The sequence below is a fragment of the Acinetobacter sp. 24-47-62 genome (assembly GCF_056779765.1).
In genome coordinates, this window is the sequence record NZ_JBWYIN010000021.1 from 1 (window position 1) to 20,631 (window position 20,631).

General features: G+C 38.2%; 16 protein-coding genes and 1 tRNA gene. 7 read left to right on the forward strand and 10 right to left on the reverse strand.

Annotation, left to right across the window (positions count from 1 at the left end):
* Positions 1-959 precede the first annotated feature (959 nt).
* The 6 genes from AC1M87_RS14140 to AC1M87_RS14165 all read right to left on the reverse strand — a co-directional run bounded on the left by AC1M87_RS14140 (position 960) and on the right by AC1M87_RS14165 (position 10,574).
* Positions 960-1,361 carry a hypothetical protein gene (locus tag AC1M87_RS14140; protein ID WP_481594047.1) on the reverse strand — a complete coding sequence of 134 codons (402 nt, stop codon included), beginning with the start codon at positions 1,359-1,361 and terminating at the stop codon, positions 960-962.
* Complete coding sequence (locus AC1M87_RS14145; RefSeq protein ID WP_481594048.1) at positions 1,354-2,460, reverse strand: hypothetical protein; 1,107 nt, start codon at positions 2,458-2,460, stop codon at positions 1,354-1,356. Before AC1M87_RS14145 ends, AC1M87_RS14140 begins: the two co-directional genes overlap by 8 nt.
* Before the next feature lie 74 nt (positions 2,461-2,534).
* Entirely contained in the window at positions 2,535-5,789 is a 3,255-nt protein-coding gene (locus AC1M87_RS14150) for a type I restriction endonuclease subunit R (protein WP_481594049.1), read from the reverse strand.
* Between the two features lie 43 nt (positions 5,790-5,832).
* Positions 5,833-6,744 (reverse strand): Abi family protein, encoded by a 912-nt coding sequence (locus AC1M87_RS14155; protein ID WP_481594050.1) that lies wholly within the window; start codon positions 6,742-6,744, stop codon positions 5,833-5,835.
* A 192-nt stretch (positions 6,745-6,936) separates the two neighbouring features.
* Positions 6,937-8,280: a restriction endonuclease subunit S gene (locus tag AC1M87_RS14160; protein WP_481594051.1), complete on the reverse strand. Its 1,344-nt coding sequence runs from the start codon at positions 8,278-8,280 to the stop codon at positions 6,937-6,939.
* Complete coding sequence (locus AC1M87_RS14165) at positions 8,280-10,574, reverse strand: type I restriction-modification system subunit M (RefSeq protein WP_481594052.1); 2,295 nt, start codon at positions 10,572-10,574, stop codon at positions 8,280-8,282. Before AC1M87_RS14165 ends, AC1M87_RS14160 begins: the two co-directional genes overlap by 1 nt.
* A gap of 122 nt (positions 10,575-10,696) precedes the next feature.
* Between AC1M87_RS14165 and AC1M87_RS14170 the strand changes: the two genes are divergently transcribed.
* Positions 10,697-11,755 (forward strand): competence protein CoiA, encoded by a 1,059-nt coding sequence (locus AC1M87_RS14170; RefSeq protein ID WP_481594053.1) that lies wholly within the window; start codon positions 10,697-10,699, stop codon positions 11,753-11,755.
* A 30-nt stretch (positions 11,756-11,785) separates the two neighbouring features.
* Here AC1M87_RS14170 and AC1M87_RS14175 read toward each other — a convergent pair whose 3' ends face one another.
* Together AC1M87_RS14175 and AC1M87_RS14180 are read right to left on the reverse strand one after the other, a co-directional pair.
* Positions 11,786-12,088: a hypothetical protein gene (locus AC1M87_RS14175; protein WP_481594054.1), complete on the reverse strand. Its 303-nt coding sequence runs from the start codon at positions 12,086-12,088 to the stop codon at positions 11,786-11,788.
* 174 nt (positions 12,089-12,262) lie between these two features.
* Positions 12,263-12,339, reverse strand: a tRNA-Ile gene (locus AC1M87_RS14180).
* A gap of 328 nt (positions 12,340-12,667) precedes the next feature.
* Here AC1M87_RS14180 and AC1M87_RS14185 point away from each other — a divergent pair.
* Together AC1M87_RS14185 and AC1M87_RS14190 are read left to right on the forward strand one after the other, a co-directional pair.
* Positions 12,668-13,234 (forward strand): 1-acyl-sn-glycerol-3-phosphate acyltransferase, encoded by a 567-nt coding sequence (locus tag AC1M87_RS14185; RefSeq protein ID WP_171076734.1) that lies wholly within the window; start codon positions 12,668-12,670, stop codon positions 13,232-13,234.
* 107 nt (positions 13,235-13,341) lie between these two features.
* Positions 13,342-14,091, forward strand: coding sequence for a YebC/PmpR family DNA-binding transcriptional regulator (locus AC1M87_RS14190; protein WP_035264495.1), 750 nt, complete (start codon positions 13,342-13,344; stop codon positions 14,089-14,091).
* An 82-nt stretch (positions 14,092-14,173) separates the two neighbouring features.
* On the opposite strand, the gene AC1M87_RS14195 is transcribed toward AC1M87_RS14190, so the two are convergent.
* Entirely contained in the window at positions 14,174-14,644 is a 471-nt protein-coding gene (locus tag AC1M87_RS14195; protein WP_035264497.1) for an Lrp/AsnC family transcriptional regulator, read from the reverse strand.
* A 113-nt stretch (positions 14,645-14,757) separates the two neighbouring features.
* Positions 14,758-15,522, reverse strand: coding sequence for a glutathione S-transferase family protein (locus AC1M87_RS14200; protein ID WP_035264660.1), 765 nt, complete (start codon positions 15,520-15,522; stop codon positions 14,758-14,760).
* A gap of 373 nt (positions 15,523-15,895) precedes the next feature.
* Here AC1M87_RS14200 and AC1M87_RS14205 point away from each other — a divergent pair, with 373 nt between their 5' ends.
* From AC1M87_RS14205 to AC1M87_RS14220, 4 genes are read left to right on the forward strand one after another with little or no spacing between them, the layout of a single operon-like run.
* A complete protein-coding gene (locus AC1M87_RS14205; RefSeq protein ID WP_481594055.1) occupies positions 15,896-17,098 on the forward strand; it encodes an SfnB family sulfur acquisition oxidoreductase in 1,203 nt (400 codons plus the stop codon).
* A 9-nt stretch (positions 17,099-17,107) separates the two neighbouring features.
* Positions 17,108-18,331 carry an SfnB family sulfur acquisition oxidoreductase gene (locus AC1M87_RS14210; RefSeq protein WP_481594056.1) on the forward strand — a complete coding sequence of 408 codons (1,224 nt, stop codon included), beginning with the start codon at positions 17,108-17,110 and terminating at the stop codon, positions 18,329-18,331.
* Positions 18,331-19,761, forward strand: a complete 1,431-nt coding sequence (locus AC1M87_RS14215) for an LLM class flavin-dependent oxidoreductase (protein WP_481594057.1) — start codon at positions 18,331-18,333, stop codon at positions 19,759-19,761. The genes AC1M87_RS14210 and AC1M87_RS14215 overlap by 1 nt, the downstream gene beginning before the upstream one ends.
* Positions 19,762-19,786: 25 nt before the next feature.
* On the forward strand, positions 19,787-20,629 hold the full coding sequence (locus AC1M87_RS14220) for a MetQ/NlpA family ABC transporter substrate-binding protein (RefSeq protein ID WP_481594058.1): 843 nt from the start codon (positions 19,787-19,789) through the stop codon (positions 20,627-20,629).
* Positions 20,630-20,631: the final 2 nt, after the last annotated feature.

Below are 20,631 nucleotides of genomic sequence, written 5' to 3' on the forward strand. Positions count from 1 at the left end.
GTAAATTTAGATGTTTTCATGCAGAATCTCCTGCTCGTATCTTAAGAGAAAATTCTACTTTTAGATCCTATTATTTTTAGGGGGGATTACCAAATCGGCTTTTGAACAAGATTGTAGAACAATCATTAAAATTGATTAAATCAGAATATTCTATCTTTGAACTCTTTATTCCCTAAAGGTCACTATAAATAATTGATGTTTTAAGCTGTTACCATTTGCTTACCAAAATTTAAAAAATAAAAAACCACTTACGATTAATGCGCGTAAGTGGTCGTTTTATTTGGTGGGCCCAGACAGATAATAACTAACACCTAATCTATTGTTTTTATTACACTAATTTCTTTTTAAAAATTACAGGATACAAGCTAGGATACATAGTTTAAATGTTTACTTTTTAATCAATCAAACTTTTTTCACCTTAGAACTCCCCTACTAAATCGCTCGTTTATATAATTTCGACAATACACAACTTCTTGGTAAAAGAGGAACCAATATCATTATAATAACAATTATCGACTTTAGTATGCTCTTTTACAATGGTGTATCTTATATATACTTCATCAACACGAATAGTGTCGTAGTGAAATGCTTGCTAGAACCCTCTCCCATATAATGCATTGCTATAAACAGTAGTACATCCAAAATATTGTAATAAAGTTATAAATAATGAATTTATTAACCGTAGTTATTCTGCAACTGTAGTAACTGCAAACATTTATTAATACTACTCAAAACAGGAAACTATATTGTAGGTAACTTCAATGGAAACTTATAAAATTTGGTGAATTGATAAATTGAATTATCTTTTAAATTTTCCGGCAAAGTTTCATCAAATCGTTAGTCCGGATAAATAATCAGACAATCCACAACAATATTGTGCATTTATTCATCAGCACTACCAAAGCATTTTAGAATTTTTCGATCTCGAGCGTATCTACATATTCGTTTTATATCACATTTCAACGATCACATATAATTTTTGCAAAACTTGAACCAATCGTATCGGGAATTATAGGTTCCATTTTCACATACGAATCTGTATAGCTATCAATCACTCTATTGCCTTTGTATTTAATCTCAGTTTTCAAACCAAGTAAATCCGCACTACAATTTACATGTAACATAGTTTTCGTATGATCCCCCACTCCGAGCCCGTCTTGCGAAATATCGTTAATAACAACTTTCTTGATCCAAAACTGAGTTACATTACTCGATATAGTAGAATAACTTATCGGCACTTTTCTAATACTTTGTCTATCTAACTCATATCTAAATTCATTAGTTTCACCCAAATATTCCCATTCAGATGCTTGAACAGACGAAATACCACATACTATTATTGCCAAAAAAAACTTATTCATAACCAACCTCTAATTCATTGTTCTCTTCTGCCCCAGTATCACCACCATTTGCAACCGATTCAGGCTCTAGCTGTTCAGGTGCATTACTGGTATTTTTATTAAAATTCTGACTCATCTCAACACCTAAACGAGAATCATAAGAATTATTATGAGAATATGTGGCTGAATTTTCTGTTGATATGCCACTATTAGTTTCAGATTTATAACGTCTTTCTTGTACCTTTTTACTTAACAGGCTTATCAATTGAGTTTCAATTATTTTTTGGTGATCAGATGCCAAATGACTTGTATTCGTAGGGATATAATAATATTTGTAATTTCGAGATAAAACTCTATCATCACTCAAATATTCATTCCGAATAAAACCCATGTCTTTAGAAACGGTAGAATCCACAAGCCTTGCAGTATTATCTAAATAGACACAGTAAAGATTATCGATTTCTGTATTTACATAACAATCACGAACACCTCTTGCCACTCCAGAAATACCCGACTCAGACATTATCTTTAAAAATTCATCGACGGCATAAATCATATAATTATAATTATCTTGAATATTACTACCTGGTAAATAAGTCTCTTCAATTTTGCCATCAGTTGTATCGCTATAGTGATAAGATGTTGAAGAATTCTCTGTAGACTCATCAGCAGGCATTGTTTCATAATAAGGAGTCCCTTCTGTATTTTTAGCCTCATTAAGAACAAAAATTAGTATTACGCCTAGTGCCCCCAAACCCAGCATTGAAAAAAGAAAAACATTCTTTGAGTTTTCTTTTTTTGGATTAATCGTTTCATCTAACGGTGAACTGTCATTACTAGATAAGCTTTCATTACGGTATGGAGACAAAGGTTGCGATTGAGGTTTTTGAGCTATTTTTTCTTTAAATTTATCAAAAGCAACAAAAAAACTTCCAAATACTAAAAATGCCAACCCTAAAGTTAAAGGTACAATGACAGAACCTAGAATAAATACACCCACTACTCCCAAAAAGCTATGAGGTTCAATAATAGAATAAGCAACATAATAAGGTAGCAATAATAATGACAAGTAAATCACTATATATGCCGCTAAATATAAAACCCCCAAGAAATATGCCATAACACCCCCTAAATTATTTCAGAATTGATAAGTCTGCAAAAATGACCATTTAAAATTTAACTTTGAGCTTACTATTAATGATCTCTATTGACTAACACATCATAAATAATATGCGCAAACTGCTTCATTTTAGCAGGATCACTCATCAGCTGTGTCATTTGCTCCATATGCGCGGCATTACTGTCTAACACAGCATCATCAAGCGCCGTGTCAAACTCGCCAAGCATCGCTTGCTCACGTGGGTTATTTTGAATCTGCTTCATCATACGTGTGTTTTCCGCCATCTTATCGGCAACGGTATAGGCATAATTAATCATGTCTTGATCGGTTAAGTTATCCGTTACAAATAACTCATTCACACGTCGTAAAATGTGCGACAAGAAATCCTCTTTCTTATCCTTCGCTTTCGCCGTACCTACATCATTCGCAGGTTCTAACTTATGCTCAGTGCTATCCGCTTGTAGCTGAATATCTTGCTGACGGAGCTTAGACAAACGGTAATGGGTCATTTCCACATTACTCAGGTCAATTACATCTTCATCGGCAATTTGTTCACGGAGCATTGGACGTAACGCACGTACGTATAGACTGAGCTTTTCTAGGTCTTTATCGTTATAGTCCACGATCTGCGACATAAACTCATAGAATCGGCTAAAGCTACCCAAGTCCTTTTTAAAAATTTCTAAGGCATCACGGGCTTTTTTCGCATCACGAAATTCATTTTCTGCATTGGCAATTAAAACAGGCTCACCTGTGCGCTTGGTGATCTCTAAACGATTCTTGGTAACATCATAATCATTCACCGCTTGTTTATAGCGTTGCTCCCAGCGTTGTAAGGCAGGCTTACAAATATTTGCCACCGCCGCAGGGGATTTATTTTTGGCATAGAAGGCTTCACTAAATTGCTCTACCTCCGTCCAAAGGAAAATCCCTGCTGATTTGAGCTTTTCAAACAGGTCATAGACTTGGTCAGGATTCGACACATCTGCCAATTCTGCAGTTTGGTAATACGGTTGGAAGGCATCCAAAATATCTTGTGGCTCATTAAAGAAGTCCAACACAAACGTACCTGTTTGCGCTTTGGTTGGATAAGTTCGGTTTAAGCGAGAAAGTGTTTGTACGCACTCCACCCCACCCAATTTCTTATCCACGTACATGGCACACAGTTTCGGTTGGTCAAAGCCTGTTTGGAACTTATTCGCCACAATCATCACTTGAAAGTCATCGCTATCAAATGCCTTACGCATCTCCCGACCTTTGAGGTTCGGGTTCATATTGCTTTCAGTAAACTTTTGACCCAATAAATGGCTACTATCTGAATCATTTTCGTTAAATTCAACTTCACCTGAGAATGCCACCATTGCTTGAATGTTTTGGTATTTCTGCTCCGTGATGTATTTATCAAAGGCTTGTTTATAGCGTACCGCTTCTTTACGAGAGCTTGTGACCACCATGGCTTTGGCTTGATTATTCAGCAAACCCATCACATTCTTTTTAAAATGCTCAATGATGACCGCTACTTTTTGTGAGATATTGTAATCATGCAAGCGTACCCATTGATTGAGCTTAATCTTGGCTTTTTTGGCATCTACCGTATCGTCTTTTTCTTCAATTTTCTGCCTCAGCTGATAGATCACTTTATAGTTGGTGTAGTTTTTTAAGACATCCAAAATAAAGCCTTCTTCAATCGCTTGGCGCATTGAATAGACATGATACGCCTGTGGTAAATTGTTTTTTGATGGTGGTATGCTTGGATCAGGCACACGACCAAACAGCTGTAAGGTTTTATCCTTCGGTGTTGCGGTAAAGGCATAGAAACTTAAATTATCGCTGCCCTTACGTGATGCCATCACAGCATCCAGCATATCTTCTGTCGATAGGCTGTCCTCTTCCGCACGTTCTTCCAGCATTAACGTTTCTTTCAATTGACGTGCCGTCGAACCGCTTTGTGATGAATGTGCTTCATCGGCAATCACAGCGTATTTACGTTCTTTTAAACTGGTACTGTTTTCAATCGCACGCAGTACAAATGGAAAGGTTTGAATGGTCACAATAATAATCGGCTGTGCCATTTCCAATGCTTTGGCGAGTTTCTCGGATTTAGAGCCATCCCCTTCTTTGTTGTTAATGCGTCCGACCACACCATCGGCATGTTCAAACTGATAAATCGTATCTTGCAGCTGTGCATCTAAAATCGTGCGGTCTGTCACCACAATCACAGAGTCAAACAGTTTTTTATTGTTGGCATCGTATAGGCTAGACAGTTGATGGGCTGTCCATGCAATCGAGTTCGATTTGCCTGAACCTGCGCTGTGCTGAATCAGGTATTTTTGTCCTGTGCCTTCTTTTAGAGAGTCCTCCACCAATTGGGTTACGACTTTCCATTGATGATAACGTGGGAAAATCAGGCTTTCTTTTTTATACTTTTTGCCTTCCCAATCTTCTTTTTCTTCAATTTGCAGATGAATAAAGCTGCCAATGATATTCAGCAAGCGATCCGGCGTTAAGACTTCATTCCATAAATAGCCAGTGGCATATTCATGTGGATTTTCTGGCACGTCATTGCCTGCGCCTTGATCTTTGGTACCTTTGTTAAATGGCAAAAAGTAGGTGCTATCGCCATTTAAATGCGTGGTCATATACACGTCATACTGACTCACAGCAAAATGCACCAATGCACCACGTTTAAACATCAACAACGGTTCAGGCTTATTGGTTTCAGGGTCTTTCGGCAAGCGTGTTTTGCGGTACTGTTGCATTGCATTGTGCACCGCTTGTTTAAACTCTGACTTGAGTTCCATCGTCACCACAGGAAAGCCATTGATAAATAGCACAAGGTCAATGCGCCATTTTTTCGCCTGTTTACCGGTTGCCTCTAGTTCTGCTTTGTTGGCATATGGGCTATACACCAATTCAGGCACCACACGGCAAATGTTTTGTTTGTAGCGTTCATTCAACTCAGGGTTTAAGCCATGTTCAGGTTTAAACTGGCAAAATGAAAAACGGCAACCTCGTGTCCGAATACCATGACGCAACACGCCCAATGTGCCATAGCGACGAGATTGCACATCGGTAGCATTGATATCGGCTTTTTTCAGTTGTGCTTCGACTGTATCTAGAAAATGGCGTTCGGTGTCATTTGGGAAAATGCCTTTAAATTTTTGCCATTCCTTGTCTTGGGTCTTTTGTACAAAGTCGAGTAGGTCTTGGGTATATAAGGCTTTTTCACGGTTGTAGCCTGCACCTGTACCGACAAGCCAGCCGTTTGCTTGCATTTGGGCAATGATGTCTTGTTGGAACTGTGTTTCTTTGGTTAGGTCGCTGCTCATTTCGTCCTTGAATCCCCAAATTTAAAAATAAAAATCTATGCTCTTATCTCTGCCAAATCGGATAGCTTTGCCAATCTTGCGGAAAACCCATTGCTGTTTTTGAAATATTTTCGTGTGCTGTGAGTAAGTCTATTAATCTTTTACGCCACGTATGTTGTGGTGCAATCTTGTCCATAAAGTAGAGTAAGAATACCAAGCTATTATAGATTTTTCGATCTGCCGAAACGCTTGAGTCAAAATTGCATTGCTGCGCCAAGCCAAACGGTTTATTACGTGGTTTAGCAATGGTTTTAGTAAATTTACGGTTCCATAAACGTGAATGATGGGCACAGGTATTTCTTAAATAAACGAAGTGATGCAATAAACCTTCAAATTGCATTTCAGCACAATCAAAATGGTTGGAAATGGCTTTACGGGTATGCCTTGGGGCAAGCAATTGATACCATTTGGATAATTGTCCAAAGCTCATCACTTCACAGACAGCCCAAATAGGTGGCATGTTAGGTTCATCATAGGTACGTTTATAGTGATCTATAAAAACTTCATCCGCACGGTCAATTTCTCCACGTAAATTTTCAATCAGTCTTTCCCATTTATATTCATTTTTAAAATATTGCGGATTTAAAAATGCATGTGGGTCATGCTGATGTGCAATTTCGTAGGCAAAGCGTGTCCGAATTGCGACTTCTAGCCGTTCTATGGCATCTAATATGAGTAATCGAAGCTCACGATCAAAAATATAAAGTTCCAAGACCTTTTCAAAGGTGGTATCTGGTTTAAAGCAATGTGGTGAGTGGGTTTGTTCAAAAGGTAGCCAATATGCACCTAAGCGATAGTAATTGATTTGCCCTAAATAGAATTGTGCTTCTTGCTCATTGACAAATTGCATACCACGAGATTTAAGCAGTTCAACCTGTTCCGTAAAGGTTTTAGGTGGTTTATTAAAGGTTTTCATATGTGATCTGCCCCTATTTTTATATTTTTAAGGGCTTTAGAAACAAGTAACCCGACAATTTGAGGAGCAATTTCTTGCCTAGCCTTGTCGGGTGTTGTTGAGCATATATTGCGATATATTGCGACATATTGCAATCGCCTTTTGTATATGTTGTGTGCATTTCGTCAGCAAAGCAATACACGCTCAGGTTATTCATACCGTGTGAGCCTCTTGTGTTTTTTGCCAATTTGTTACATTGATTTTGCCTGTAACCGCAGCAGAAATAAGGGCTGTACGGCGTTCTTGCATCAGTTGAATGGCTGATTCGGCTTTACTAATCAAATTATTTAATTCATTAATTTTATTATCTAAATATTCAACAATCTGTATTTGTTCATCAAGTGGAGGAATAGAAAACCAAAAGTTTTCAATCTTATCCAAATGTAGATTAATAACAGTACTTTTCTTAATTAAACCAAAAATTTGCTCTTGAATTTCATAGCTCCTGAAAAAATACTCAGCAAATTCAGCTTTAAGATTTTTCTTAAACTTAATTAAGCATAAGCTAACGAAAATACTAAACTCCCAATCCCAATCAACTAGTTTAGGTATACCAATCGTCCCATTTTTTGAAAGGAGTAAGTCACCTTTTTCAGGCTTACACCTTTGAATCAAATCAAGATGCTCATGTTCAGGAATATACTTAATATTATCCATATCAATTTTTGAATTATGAATATCTGTAACCCTTAAAAAAGGAACACCTGATTCAGAGTATGTAGGAGTAAAATGAGCACCATCAACAATTTGGTTTGTATAGTATTTCAGTCGTGATGATATCCAATGCTCAGGTACTTGCCCTAACCATTCCACACCTGAATCTTTCATCGTAACATCAGGATTTAAGCCTTTGGTCACCGCATGACTAATCACCGCTTGACGCTTTTCTTTCAGTAGTTCAATCAGCTTTTCTTGTTTGGCAATTAAGGTATCAATTTTTGCGGTTTCATGGTCGAGGAAATTGGCGATTTTCACTTGTTCTGCATATTCAATACTTGGGATAGTAATATTCACCAATTCAGATGAATTAATAGCTGGATAACTCACACCTACCGAACGAGCCACAACTTCTTTAATAAAACCTTTTGCCCTCAAACAATATGATGCGAAACTTTTATACAAATATTGATTAGGACGAATAACCGCAAACCCTGTTGATACGATTAGATTCTCAGGTGGATTATCAATCGGTGCTATTGCTTCTAAATAGGTTCGGACTGTTGAAACAATTACATCACCATCTCTAACGATACGTCTAGCTCGTGATGGTGAATCCTTAAAACTCATTGTTTCAATTTTAGAAATACCATCAACTGCTGAAACACTACCAATATCAATATATTGAATTTCAGCATCTTTAGATGTTGTTTCAGGTAAAACCTCATCATTGTACGTGCATAAATATTTCAAAGGCTTTGAATCCCAGTGACTAGGAATCTCCCCTAACCATTCAACACCTGAATCTTTATACTCAGCATATTTCTGATACTTTGCCATTAAGAATGCACCTCTTGAAGCAGTGCCATAATTTCACGGCTCACCGCATCCAAATCCGCATCAATCTCTGCTAAATCACGTGGCGGCTGATACACATAAAAATGACGGTTAAACGGAATCTCATAACCGACAATACCAATTTCGCCATCTTGTGCATCACGCTTATCCGCATTGATCCACGCATCTGGCACGTGCGGCTGTACTTCACGCTTAAAGTAAGACTCAATTAAATCGGTGGTGCTGACATTTGGATTTAAAGCAATGTTTTCCGCATCACGTAAATCACCATCTTGTACAAACTCAACCACTTTGCCTTTATAGCTAAACTGACCATACAACGGATTTTCAGCACCTTTCACTACTTTATTGATGACAGGCGCAGCATCGGCATTTTTCCATGTAATGGCATCAATAAATTGCTTCTTCTCTTTGGTTTCAAGCTTGATGTTGGCATCTTTTAAGGCTTGTTTAAGGACTTCATCAAAGGTATTAAAGTCATCAAACTGCGCCGTGCCAATCTTGGCTTGTAGGGCTTGGGCTTTGGTCAATAAGGTGCGTTGCTCTAACCACAGTTTTGGTTCAAGGATGGTTTTAATGTCTTTTTCTTTCAGCTCGCTAAATTCAGCTTTTATCAGCGCACGAATCTCAGCTTCATATTCCGCCAATTGACCATAAGTTACTTCTGTCCAAGTATTGCCATAATCCTCATATAGCTTTTGCATTACGGCATGAAACGGCTTTGGTGCAAAACATAAAGTGGCAATACGCTCATCACTTACCTGAGCCGATAAACGTAACGGACGCTCAATGGTCACACGGCGGTAGCCAAACTCATAGCTGTTAAAAATCTTGCTTGAGAATGGCTTAATCTGTTCACCATCCCCCTTTTCAAGGGGGATCATAGGGGGTTGAGAATTTTCAACCGCTTCAAATGCACCGTAGTTTTGCGTGATGATACGGATTTCTTCATCGGTTAAATAATTACGCTTGGAGCCTAAAGACTTACGCATCTTCGAGCTTAAATTGGTGCCATCAATCAGTTGTACTTTGCCTTTACGTTCAGCATCTTTTTTATTACTCAGTACCCAAACGTAGGTGGCAATGCCTGTGTTATAGAACATATCGGTTGGTAGGGCGATAATCGCGTCTAACAAATCAGCTTCTAAAATATAACGGCGGATTTCACTCTCGCCACTGCCTGCACTGCCTGTAAAGAGTGGCGAACCATTGAGGATAATCCCAATACGGCTACCTTGTTCATGCTCTGCATCTGGCTGACGCATTTTACTAATGAGGTGCATTAAAAACAGTAACGAACCGTCTGATACTCGTGGCAAGCCTGCACCAAATCGCCCTTCAAAGCCTTTTTGCTCATGCTCCGATTTAATCTCGTCTTCAATCTTCTTCCAATCCACACCAAATGGCGGGTTTGACAGCATGTAGTCAAACTTGTCATAAGCAAGTTGGTCATTGGATAACGTATTACCGAGTTTAATGTTTTTAACATCCTGACCTTTAATCAGCATATCGGCTTTACAAATGGCATAGGATTCAGGGTTTAACTCCTGACCATAAACTTTAATCACTGCCTCAGGATTATGCTCACGCACATATTCTGTACCTGAAGATAAAAAACCACCTGTCCCTGCTGTTGGGTCATATACCGTGCGGATAATGCCATCTTTATTTAAGGCATCATCATCTTTACCAAATACAATGCCTGTGGTGAGGCGCACGATGTCACGAGGGGTAAAGTGTTCCCCTGCGGTTTCATTCGAGCTTTCCGCAAAACGGCGAATTAACTCTTCAAACACCAAGCCCATTTCATGGTTAGATACGGCACTATAACTTAAGTCCGTTGCGGCAAACTTCTGTACCACTTTATACAGTAAGTTGGCATCGTCCAATAAACCCACAAATTCATCAAACTTAAAATGCTCAAAAATCTCACGTGCGTCTTTAGAAAAGTGCTGAATATAGTTAATCAGGTTGGCACGAATATCCTTTTGCCCAAGGCTCGCTAAATCAAGTTCTGAGGTATTAAAAAAAGCTAAACCATTGGTAGCTTTAAGGAGCATCTTTTCTTTGGCTTCCTCAGGCAGTGGCATTTGTTTTACTTTTTCATGGGCTGCCAATACATCTGCCTTGCTTGCCTCTAGTACACACTCCAAACGGCGCAATAAGGTAAATGGTAATATCACACGTCCATATTGAGATTGTTTAAAATCACCACGCAGTAAATCAGCGACTGACCAGATGAATGCTGCAACTTGTGAAAAATTATTATTTATCATTGAATAAAAAACCACTTGCCCGAAAGTATAAAAACTTGAAATTTATACTGTTGATTGTGCCTGATTTACAACGCAATTTGCTAGAGATAGACTGTACAAAAGACTATTAATTCGTAGTACTTATGGGTTTTTTAAGCATTATAGAAAATAAAGAAATTTATAGTTTTATGCTCAATGATGAGCAGTGGGTTAGACTCAAAGATAAATATAAAAATCTCAGCATGTATATGCCTTGCTGTCAGACTCGTGCCATTCCTAAAAAGAGTAAATTAGGCACACAATATTTTGCACATCATCCCTCAAGCAGTTGTGGTTTTAGCTCTGGTGAAAGTCGTGAACATCAGTTCTGTAAATATCTCATCTTAAAATACTTACATGAGAATGGATGGACAGTAACGCCTGAGTTTCGTGGTCAAACACCTTCTGGTGAAACTTGGATTGCTGATATTTATGCCCAGAAGAATAACGCCAAAATTGTAATTGAAATTCAATGGTCACTTCAAAGCATTGAAGAAACCAAGCGCCGTCAGGAAAAATACAAACAATCAGGGATTCGAGCCGTCTGGTTTATGCGAACCACTCAAAAAAATAAATGGGATGTCTTAGATTATCAAAGCTATGACTTACCTGTTTTTTCAATTTGGCTGAACAAAGAAAATTATCAATTGATGGCTAGTGGTGTATTCCACAATTGGGACGACTCCGATTTAGTGGAAATTGAATTTATAGATTTTTTCAAAGCACTGATGACTGGTTCCGTTCAGTATTCCTTAAAACCCAATGCCAAGCGATCTATACAGGTCTCAATGAACAGCAATCAGTGTTGGAAATGTAAAAAGCAAACCAACACCATTGTGGAGATTAATTACTTTATTCCACATGCCAAAGGATATACTAAAATACACAGCTTAAATATCGAAAGACTTTCACATTCTCATTGTGAGATTCTAAATCACCCCAGTCTAATCAATTCATATCAGTATGGCTTGCTAAAAAAACGTTTTAGTAAAACCCGTGGTGAAGCCTATGTATCTAATGGCTGTTTTCACTGCGATGCTTTACAAGGTGCATTTTTTTTACATCACGAACGTGATACACAAAATATGAAACATAGCCAATTTATCGATGTACAAATTGACCATGACACTCAAATTGATGGGCTGTGGTTTTATTTAGGGTGACTATGCAGAAGCCCAAATCTGTTTTAATTTCTATAGTTGTTCTTTAGCTAAGTTCAACAAAGCTTCTAGTGCAGGTAATTTATTCGTAGCACCTGTCATACTAGGTGACGTGTTCAAGTACTGTATTAAAGGCTCTAAGAGCTTTTTGTCACTTAAATCTTCAATACTAATCGGTAGTTTTGGCAACATTAAACTCTTTCTTGAAACTACTCTTTTTTTCATACCTTTATATTGTACTGGGATCACATCATCCACTTTTTCAACGATAAAACAATCGACTAAGCGAAATAACTTCGGAGGTTTATTTCCAGTTCCCTCAATCACCCACATCATAATATTTTTTATCTTGTATCTCTGAGTTATATTTTAAATTTAGGATACAAACAAGGATACACAGAGCGTGTTCCAATATAAAATTATATGACGTTAAACAGAGCAATAAAAAACCCTTAACTCTTTTAGAATTAAGGGTTCGGATCTTATATAAAGCTATATAAGTATAAAATTTGGTGGGCCCAGACAGACTTGAACTGTCGACCAACGGATTATGAGTCCGCTGCTCTAACCAACTGAGCTATAGGCCCTATAAATACTGATTTCTCAAGTATTTTCGAATCAGAATACTAGCCAATATCAAATTCAAAAACAAGGTTTTTCATTTTTTTATCTTCAGCTTGACCAAAATTTATTCATCATAGTTTGCAAATCACGTACGATCTTGATCATCTATAGAATTTCAGTCACAAATATGTGAAAAATTATGAATTTTCGGTAAGCGTCGAGGATGTAAAGTTTGCAAATAAAATCTAAATTTAGTAGTCAATTTTTCTATAATTTATTACTAAAGGGATTGAATTTTTTAAATTGAAGTAAGAAACTCTGCCATATAAAATTCAAATATCTCTGTGAATCATGAAAAAACACATTGCCGAAATGGCATTTAAACTTGCTGGTGTCAAATATCATGTTGAACCGAATGTGCTTGGTGATAAACAAGTCATTATCGGTTTTGAACATACCACGATGATGGATGCTGTACTCTCAATCGCACTGTTTCAAATCCATGATATCCCGATTCACACACTAATTAAAAAAGAACTATTCAAAGGACCTTTTAAGCCAATTCTAGAAGGGGTTGGCGGTATTCCAGTTGACCGTCACTCAAATAAAGATATCGTGGCGCAAATGGTTGAACTCTTCAACTCTAATGACAAATTTAATCTCGTGATTGCTCCTGAAGCGACTCGTGCTAAAAATGGTGAACAACGTAAACCGATCCGCACTGGTTTTTGGCATATCGCAAAAGCGGCAAACGTCCCTATCGTTTTCTTGTTTGTGAACCAAAAAACCAAACAAGGCGGAATTTTTGGCAAAATCATGCCATCAGAGTTGGATCATGATTTGAAATTGATTCAGGAACTTTATAAGGAACATACAGGTTTAGACATTATTATTCCTGAACCTAAGAATAAAGCCTGATCTTGATCAATTGCTAAAATAAGGGTCTTTATTAAAAAAAAGCCCTTATGGTAGAATTTCGCAGATTTGATTAGGCATAAGGCCAATCTACAAGGAGCATATTTCGCATGGCGGGTCATTCCAAGTGGGCCAATATTAAGCATCGTAAAGCTAAACAAGATGCTAGTCGTGGTAAAGTTTTCACAAAATATATTCGTGAAATTGTTACAGCTGCAAAACTCGGTGGTCCAGATGCAGCAAGCAACCCACGTCTTCGTGCAGTTGTTGAAAAAGCATTGTCCGTTAACATGACTCGTGATGTCATCAACCGTGCCATTCAGCGTGGTGCTGGTGGTGAAGACAATGATGATTTAAAGGAAGTCACATACGAAGGTTATGGTGTTGGTGGTGTAGCTGTTATTGTTGAGACAATGACTGATAACTTAAACCGTACCGTACCAGATGTTCGTCACTGCTTCTCTAAAACAGATGGTAACTTAGGTACTAACGGCTCAGTTGCTTTCCTTTTCACAAAACGTGGCGAAATTACTTTTGAAGATGTTTCTTTAGAAGACCAAATTATGGACGTTGCGTTGGAAGCTGGTGCAGAAGACATTGAAGTGACAGAAGATGAAATTCTTGTGATCACTACACCAGAGTCTTTTGGTACAGTGCAAGATGCTTTAGCGGCTGCTGGTTTAAAATCTGACAATGCAGAAGTGGTGATGAACCCTTCAACTAAAGCAGAAATCACAGATATCGATCAAGCGAAAAAAATCATGAAAATGATTGATATGCTTGAAGATTTAGATGATGTTCAAAACGTATATACCAACGTTGAATTCTCTGAAGAAGTTTTAGCACAATTGGATGCTTAATCTATATTCAGAATTAGAAAAACGCACCTTCAGGTGCGTTTTTTTATAACTGATAGTCGTCTTTATTTTGTAATTGCTTGAATTATGCTTTACTCAATAAACCATGACAGTTAAATACATCATATTCTTTAATGACAAAGCTTGAATGCAATGCCACAACATGATCAATTTTACCAATGCGCTGTAACAAAATCTGGCTATAATTTTCCATATCACGAGCAACAACTTCTATAATAAAATCAGCAGATTGCCCTGTGACTAAAAAAGCATTGATCACTTCAGGAATACTTTTAAGTTCATCTAAAAATTTTGCAAAAGTATCTGAGTCATGCTTACTCAATGATACTTGTAACAACACATGTAAATTAAACCCCAATTTTTGATAATTAATATCACGCTTTAAATTTGTCATGATATTGGTTTCGATGAGATGTTTAATACGACGGTGCACTGAACTTACAGACAGGTTAATACGCTCCGAAAGCTCGTTCAGATTCAAATCTTCATGCGTAAGAATTTCTAAAATTTGTTTATCGTAACGATCTAATTCCATCTTCTTCTCAATATTTTCATGGCATAAAATGATTATGCGTTATTTTTTCAAAAATATCGATTCAAATGAAAATAAATTAACCAATCAGACAATATAACAGAAAATATGCTCTGTTATATCCCGCGCCAATCTACCCGCGCATTTCGTTCATTGGCATAAATACGTTTAACATATTGTCCTATCGGCAAATCAAGCAATTGATTTTGATAGTCCTCAAATTCAGATGAAACTGGCTGATGATATTCTCTTTCCCAAGGTGTACCAGAGATCTCAAGTAGTGGAGCAAGCATTGAACAAACGGCGATATCTGCCAAACCCAAACGATCTCCCACCATATATCGAGCTTGATTCTGAATCAATTGATCGTTTAACTGCAAAATAATTTCATGCATATTTTCTTTAGCAAGCGCAACTTGTTCATCATCAAGTTGGTAGCTGGTTGAAACTAAAGTTTTAATAAGTGGCTTACTGATCTTTTGAAATTTTCTCAGATATCCTTTTTCACCAATCATGATTTCTAGCGGCTCATCACTTTCAGATAAAGCTTGAGCAAGCCCCCAGCGCCTCACTGATACGCCCAATTGATTACTCAGGTCATTAATTTCAATTGCTTTTTTTCTTAACTTTAAATCTGATCTGAGCAATGAATGCTCTGGATAGACATCATCCAAATACAGGGCAATTTGGGTTGAATCTGCAATCCACTTTTCTTTATCACGTAATATCGGCAGAGAGTTTTGACCTGTTTTTAATTTTGCGAATGCACGATGTACGCCCGGAATCATATTTTGAGCAACATAATCCAATTCCTTATGATCAAGTAACCAGCGAGCTTTTTCACAAAAGTGAGATAAAGGAAACTGGTAAAGGATGCGCATAAAATCTCCGAAGTCTTGATCAATCATAGGATTTATTGTTTTGCTTACTTTATGCAACCCTATGCCAAAACACAATGTGATAATGCATCAATTGCAACTTAAATTGTTATTTTTGGAAATATGAATCCGTTAAATTATAAATGTTTAGCAAATCTTTATCTTTTTTATTGCAAAGTCTAAATGAATTCAACGTGTTTAGAGCACTGAAATTTATTAAAATTCATTATTAATCAAAATTTTAAGTTTTCTAATATTTTTCAATCGATATCTATATTTGTCTTAAGCATTTTTTTTGAATAGTTCAACGAAAACCAGCATTTAAAAAAAATATTCTATGGGCGTAGCGTATATCTCCTCAAAGAGGAATTGATCTATGTCTCGTTTAATTACTGAAAATGTTCATGTTATTGAAAATGATCAAGATGCCATTCATGCAGCCTATCATGTTGCTGATTATGCGCTCGAAGGTCGCAATCAGCGTGACCAACAACGAGCTTTACCATTTGCAGAAATTGAATTATTCAGCCAAAAAGGTTTAGGAGGCTTACGCATCCCCCACGTATATGGTGGTGCTGAAGTATCTCATCGTACCCTTGCCCAAGTATTTCGTATTCTAAATAAAGCGGATTCAAGTTTAGGGCAAATTCCACAAAATCAAATTGCATTGCTCAATATGATCAACATCATGGGAAGCGATGAACAAAAGCAATTTATTTTCAACGAAATTTTAAAAGGTAAGCGTCTTGCCAATGGGGGGCCAGAACGACATACCAAAGATACCAAGACTTTAGACACACACCTTGTTTTGGAGGATGGGAAATATCGAGTTACAGGGAAAAAATTCTATTCTACAGGCAGTTCATTTGCACATTGGTTAGCCATCAAAGCCATACACCCTGAAGGTCACGTGGTTTTAATTTTAGTGAACCGTGAATCCACTGGTATCGAAGTCATCAATGACTGGGATGGATTTGGTCAACGTACCACTTCAAGTGGCACAGTGATTTTAGACCATGTTGAAGTTGATCCATTACTGATTTTTGATGAAAGAAAATTATTGGACGTCCCTAATTTTAGAGGCGCGTTTTCACAGCTGATGCAAGTGGCTATCGATGTCGGTATTGCTGAAGCAGCGTTTGAGGACATGTTGTTTGCGATCCGTAAAGCACGCCCAATTGTGGATGCACAAGTTGAACGTGCCAGTGATGAGTATTTCACCTTACAAGAAGTTGGCAAAGCTAATGTTTTGTTAGATGCCGCCATTCTTTTGCTCGATGAAGCAGCTGATTATTTAGATTCACTCAGTGTGCTTGAACAACTCTCTGATGAACAGATTGCTGAAGCTTCGATCAAAGTTGCTGAAGCTAAAGTCTATGCCAATGATGCTGCACTGCATATCTCAGAAAAGTTGATTGAGCTCGGAGGAAGTCGCGCCAGCCTCAATGTTCATAATTTTGATCAACACTGGCGAAATGCACGTGTACATACCCTTCATGATCCCATTCGCTGGAAAATTCACGCGCTGGGTTCGTATTACTTAAACCATACTTTTCCTGCACGTCATGCCTGGATTTAAGGAGTCATCATGTCATCTTTACAAGCTTTAGAGATCCAAGAATCAGGCAGCTATAGACCAGCGCATATTATTCGCTCTGATGAAGAAGCATTAAAAGTCGCACAAGAACTCGCAGAAAAGTTTAAACACCGTGCATCTGAGCGAGATTTAAATCGTGAACTTCCTCATGAAGAAATCGAAGCTTACAGTCAATCTGGCTTATGGGCCATTACAGTACCTCAACAATATGGCGGTGCCGATGTTTCTATTCATACACTGACAAAAATCATCGCATTAATGAGTGGTGTGGATGGCTCTATCGGACAAATTCCACAAAATCATTTCTATGCACTTGAAATTTTGAGGAATACTGGGTCTGATGCTCAAAAAAGACGTTTATTTACTGAAGTTTTACAAGGTGCTCGCTTTGGAAATGCCTTGGCTGAGTTTAAAACTAAGAATGCAGCACAACGCCATACCTCTTTAAGACAAGTTGAAAATGGATATGTCCTCAATGGTGAAAAATTTTATTGCACTGGCAGTCTATTCGCTCACCGTACTCCAACCCTTGCTAGTGATGAACAAGAGCGCCAGTTTCTAGTCTTTGTTCCACGTCATAGCAAGGGCTTAAGCCTAATAGATGATTGGAGTGGATTTGGACAACGAACCACAGGCAGTGGGACGGTTAAATTTGAAAATGTACAGATTGACCCAGAGGATATAGTCCCTTTTGATTTGGCTTATTCAACTGCCACCATTTCAGGTCCATTTGCACAAATTATTCATGCCTCAATTGAAACAGGCATTGCTCGAGCTGCTTTTGAAGAAACATTAATACGCGTTCGTCAAGCACGCCCTTGGATAGATGCAAAAGTTGAATATGCCACTCAAGACCCTTTGACACTGTACGAAATTGGTCGAATTGCAACAGACGTCAAGGCGACTGAGTTACTACTTAAACAAGCAGCGCAAGCGGTTCAAGACGCCAAAGTCGCCCTTTCAGAACGTTCAGTTGCACATGCTTCTATTCAAGTGGCTAAAGCACGTGCACACAGTACCGAAACTGCACTAAAAGTCTCGTCAAAACTGATTGAACTGGCTGGTAGCCGTGGAAGTCAACGACAAGATAATCTTGATCGATACTGGAGAAATGCACGCGTTCATACCTTGCATGATCCAGCGCGTTGGAAATATTTTTTTATTGCCAATTATGTTTTAAACGGCGTATTCCCCCCAAGACGAGGTACGCTGTAATGACACAAATTCAATCGAGTCCTCAAAAACAGATCCTGCTCAATGCATTTGATATGAATTGTGTGGGTCATATTAATCATGGGCTTTGGACACATCCACGTGATCAATCCTACCGTTTTAATCAATTAAGTTATTGGACAGAACTCGCTCAAACTTTAGAGAAAGGTCTTTTCGATGGATTATTCATTGCCGATATTACTGGCGTTTACGATGTCTATCAAAATAGCATTGATCTAACCTTAAAAGAATCGATTCAACTGCCGAGCCATGATCCAAGCACACTGGTGTCTGCAATGGCAGCCGTCACACAGCATTTGGGTTTCGGTATCACAGTGAACTTAAGTTATGAATCTCCTTATCAATTTGCTCGTCGCTTCGCGAGTCTGGATCATCTGACCCAAGGACGTTTGGGATGGAATATCGTCACAGGCTATTTGGATAGCGCAGCACGATTAGTCGGTCAGCAAGGGCTGAAAGATCACGACTTACGTTATGAACAAGCCGAAGAATTTTTAGAACTCTGCTACAAATTTTGGGAAGGCTCTTGGGAAAATGATGCTGTCATCCAAGATAAGCTCAATCGCATTTTTACCGATCCGAGTAAAGTACATGCGATCCACCATCAAGGAGAGTTCTATAACAGTCACGGCGTCTTCCAAGTCTCGCCTTCAGTGCAACGTACACCTGTGCTATATCAAGCGGGAGCATCACCTAAAGGACTACAGTTTGCCACTCGGCATGCAGAAGCCATGTTTATTGGTGGAGATACCGCTGAAAAAATTGCGTCTCAAACACAAAAGATTCGCCAATTAGCCCATTCACACGGTCGTGATGGTACAGCAATTAAATTATTTGCAGGCATCACTGTCGTCACTGCTGAAACAGATCAACAAGCGCAAGAAAAACTACAGGAATATATTCGATATGCAAGTCCTGAAGCTGGCATTGCGCATTTCTCAAGCTCAATCGGAACAGACTTAGGTCATCTAAAAGATGAGGATGCTATTCTATATAAAAAAACCAATAGCATCGTTTCTGTAAATGAGCGCTTTAAGGAAAACAAAGTCACTTTGGCAGATTTAAAAGCTCAGCATGTACTCGGTGGACGTTATCCCTTATTTGTTGGCAGTGGAGCAACAGTTGCTCAACAGCTAATCGAATTCATTGATATTTCTGGATTAGATGGTTTTAACCTTGCCCGTACAGTCGCTCCAGAGTCACATCAAGATTTTATTCGTTATGTCATTCCTGAACTGCAACAACGTGGTCGCTATAAGATCGCCTATGCTGAGGGTAGCTTAAGGCACAAGCTATTCAATGCGGGAGATCATTTACCACATTCACATCCTGCACATCATTTCCGATGTCCAAGCTCAAAACAAGATATACAACAATCAAATTTAAATCCTATACACCAACATTCAGCTTAAGTTTTTAATATTTAGGGGTCTTTCTATGGCACAAGCTCAGTCTTCTCGACTTAAATGGATCGGCGTTGCAATCGGCATTATTGTGATTGCAGCGTTTGCATGGTCCTTTTTGAAAAAAAATGATCAACAAGAAATTGTCATTGGTATTAGCCCACCTTTTGCAAAACCACTTCAAGCCGCAATTGAAGAAGCAAAGGCTCAAGGCATTCATGTACGTTTGGTAGAATTTTCAGATTGGAATACACCCAACATCACCCTAAATCACGGGGATATTGATGCAAATTATTTTCAGCATCAACCTTTCTTGAATAATGCGTTAAAAGAAACCAACTTTAAGCTCAAACCCTTGGGCATCGGCTCAGGCACACATGTCGGTTTATATTCAAAAAAATATAAAGCGATTAGTGAAATTGAAAATGGCGCTCGAGTTGTACTCCCAAATGATCCTGTGAATCAGGGTCGCGCCCTACTCCTCTTACAACACGCTGGATTAATACAACTTAAGGATTCCAACAACCACTTATCCAACTTAAAAGACATTCAAACCAATCCGAAAAAATTAAACTTTATTGAAGTCGAAGGTCCGCAAACTGCGCGTGCCGTAGATGATGCAGACCTCGTATTTAGCTATCCAATGTACCTACGCTTAGCACAAACGATTGATCCAAATGATGCCTTAATTTTGGATGAAATTAATAACACGCTTTATGCCATCTTATTTGTTGTTCGCGATGACTTTGAACAAACTCAGCCTGAAAAAGCAGCTCAACTGAAAAAATTTATCCAAATTTATCAAAGCTCAGACAAAGTTAAACAAGCATTGAATGAGGATATTGGTGAAAAACTATGGTTCAAAGGCTGGAAATAAGG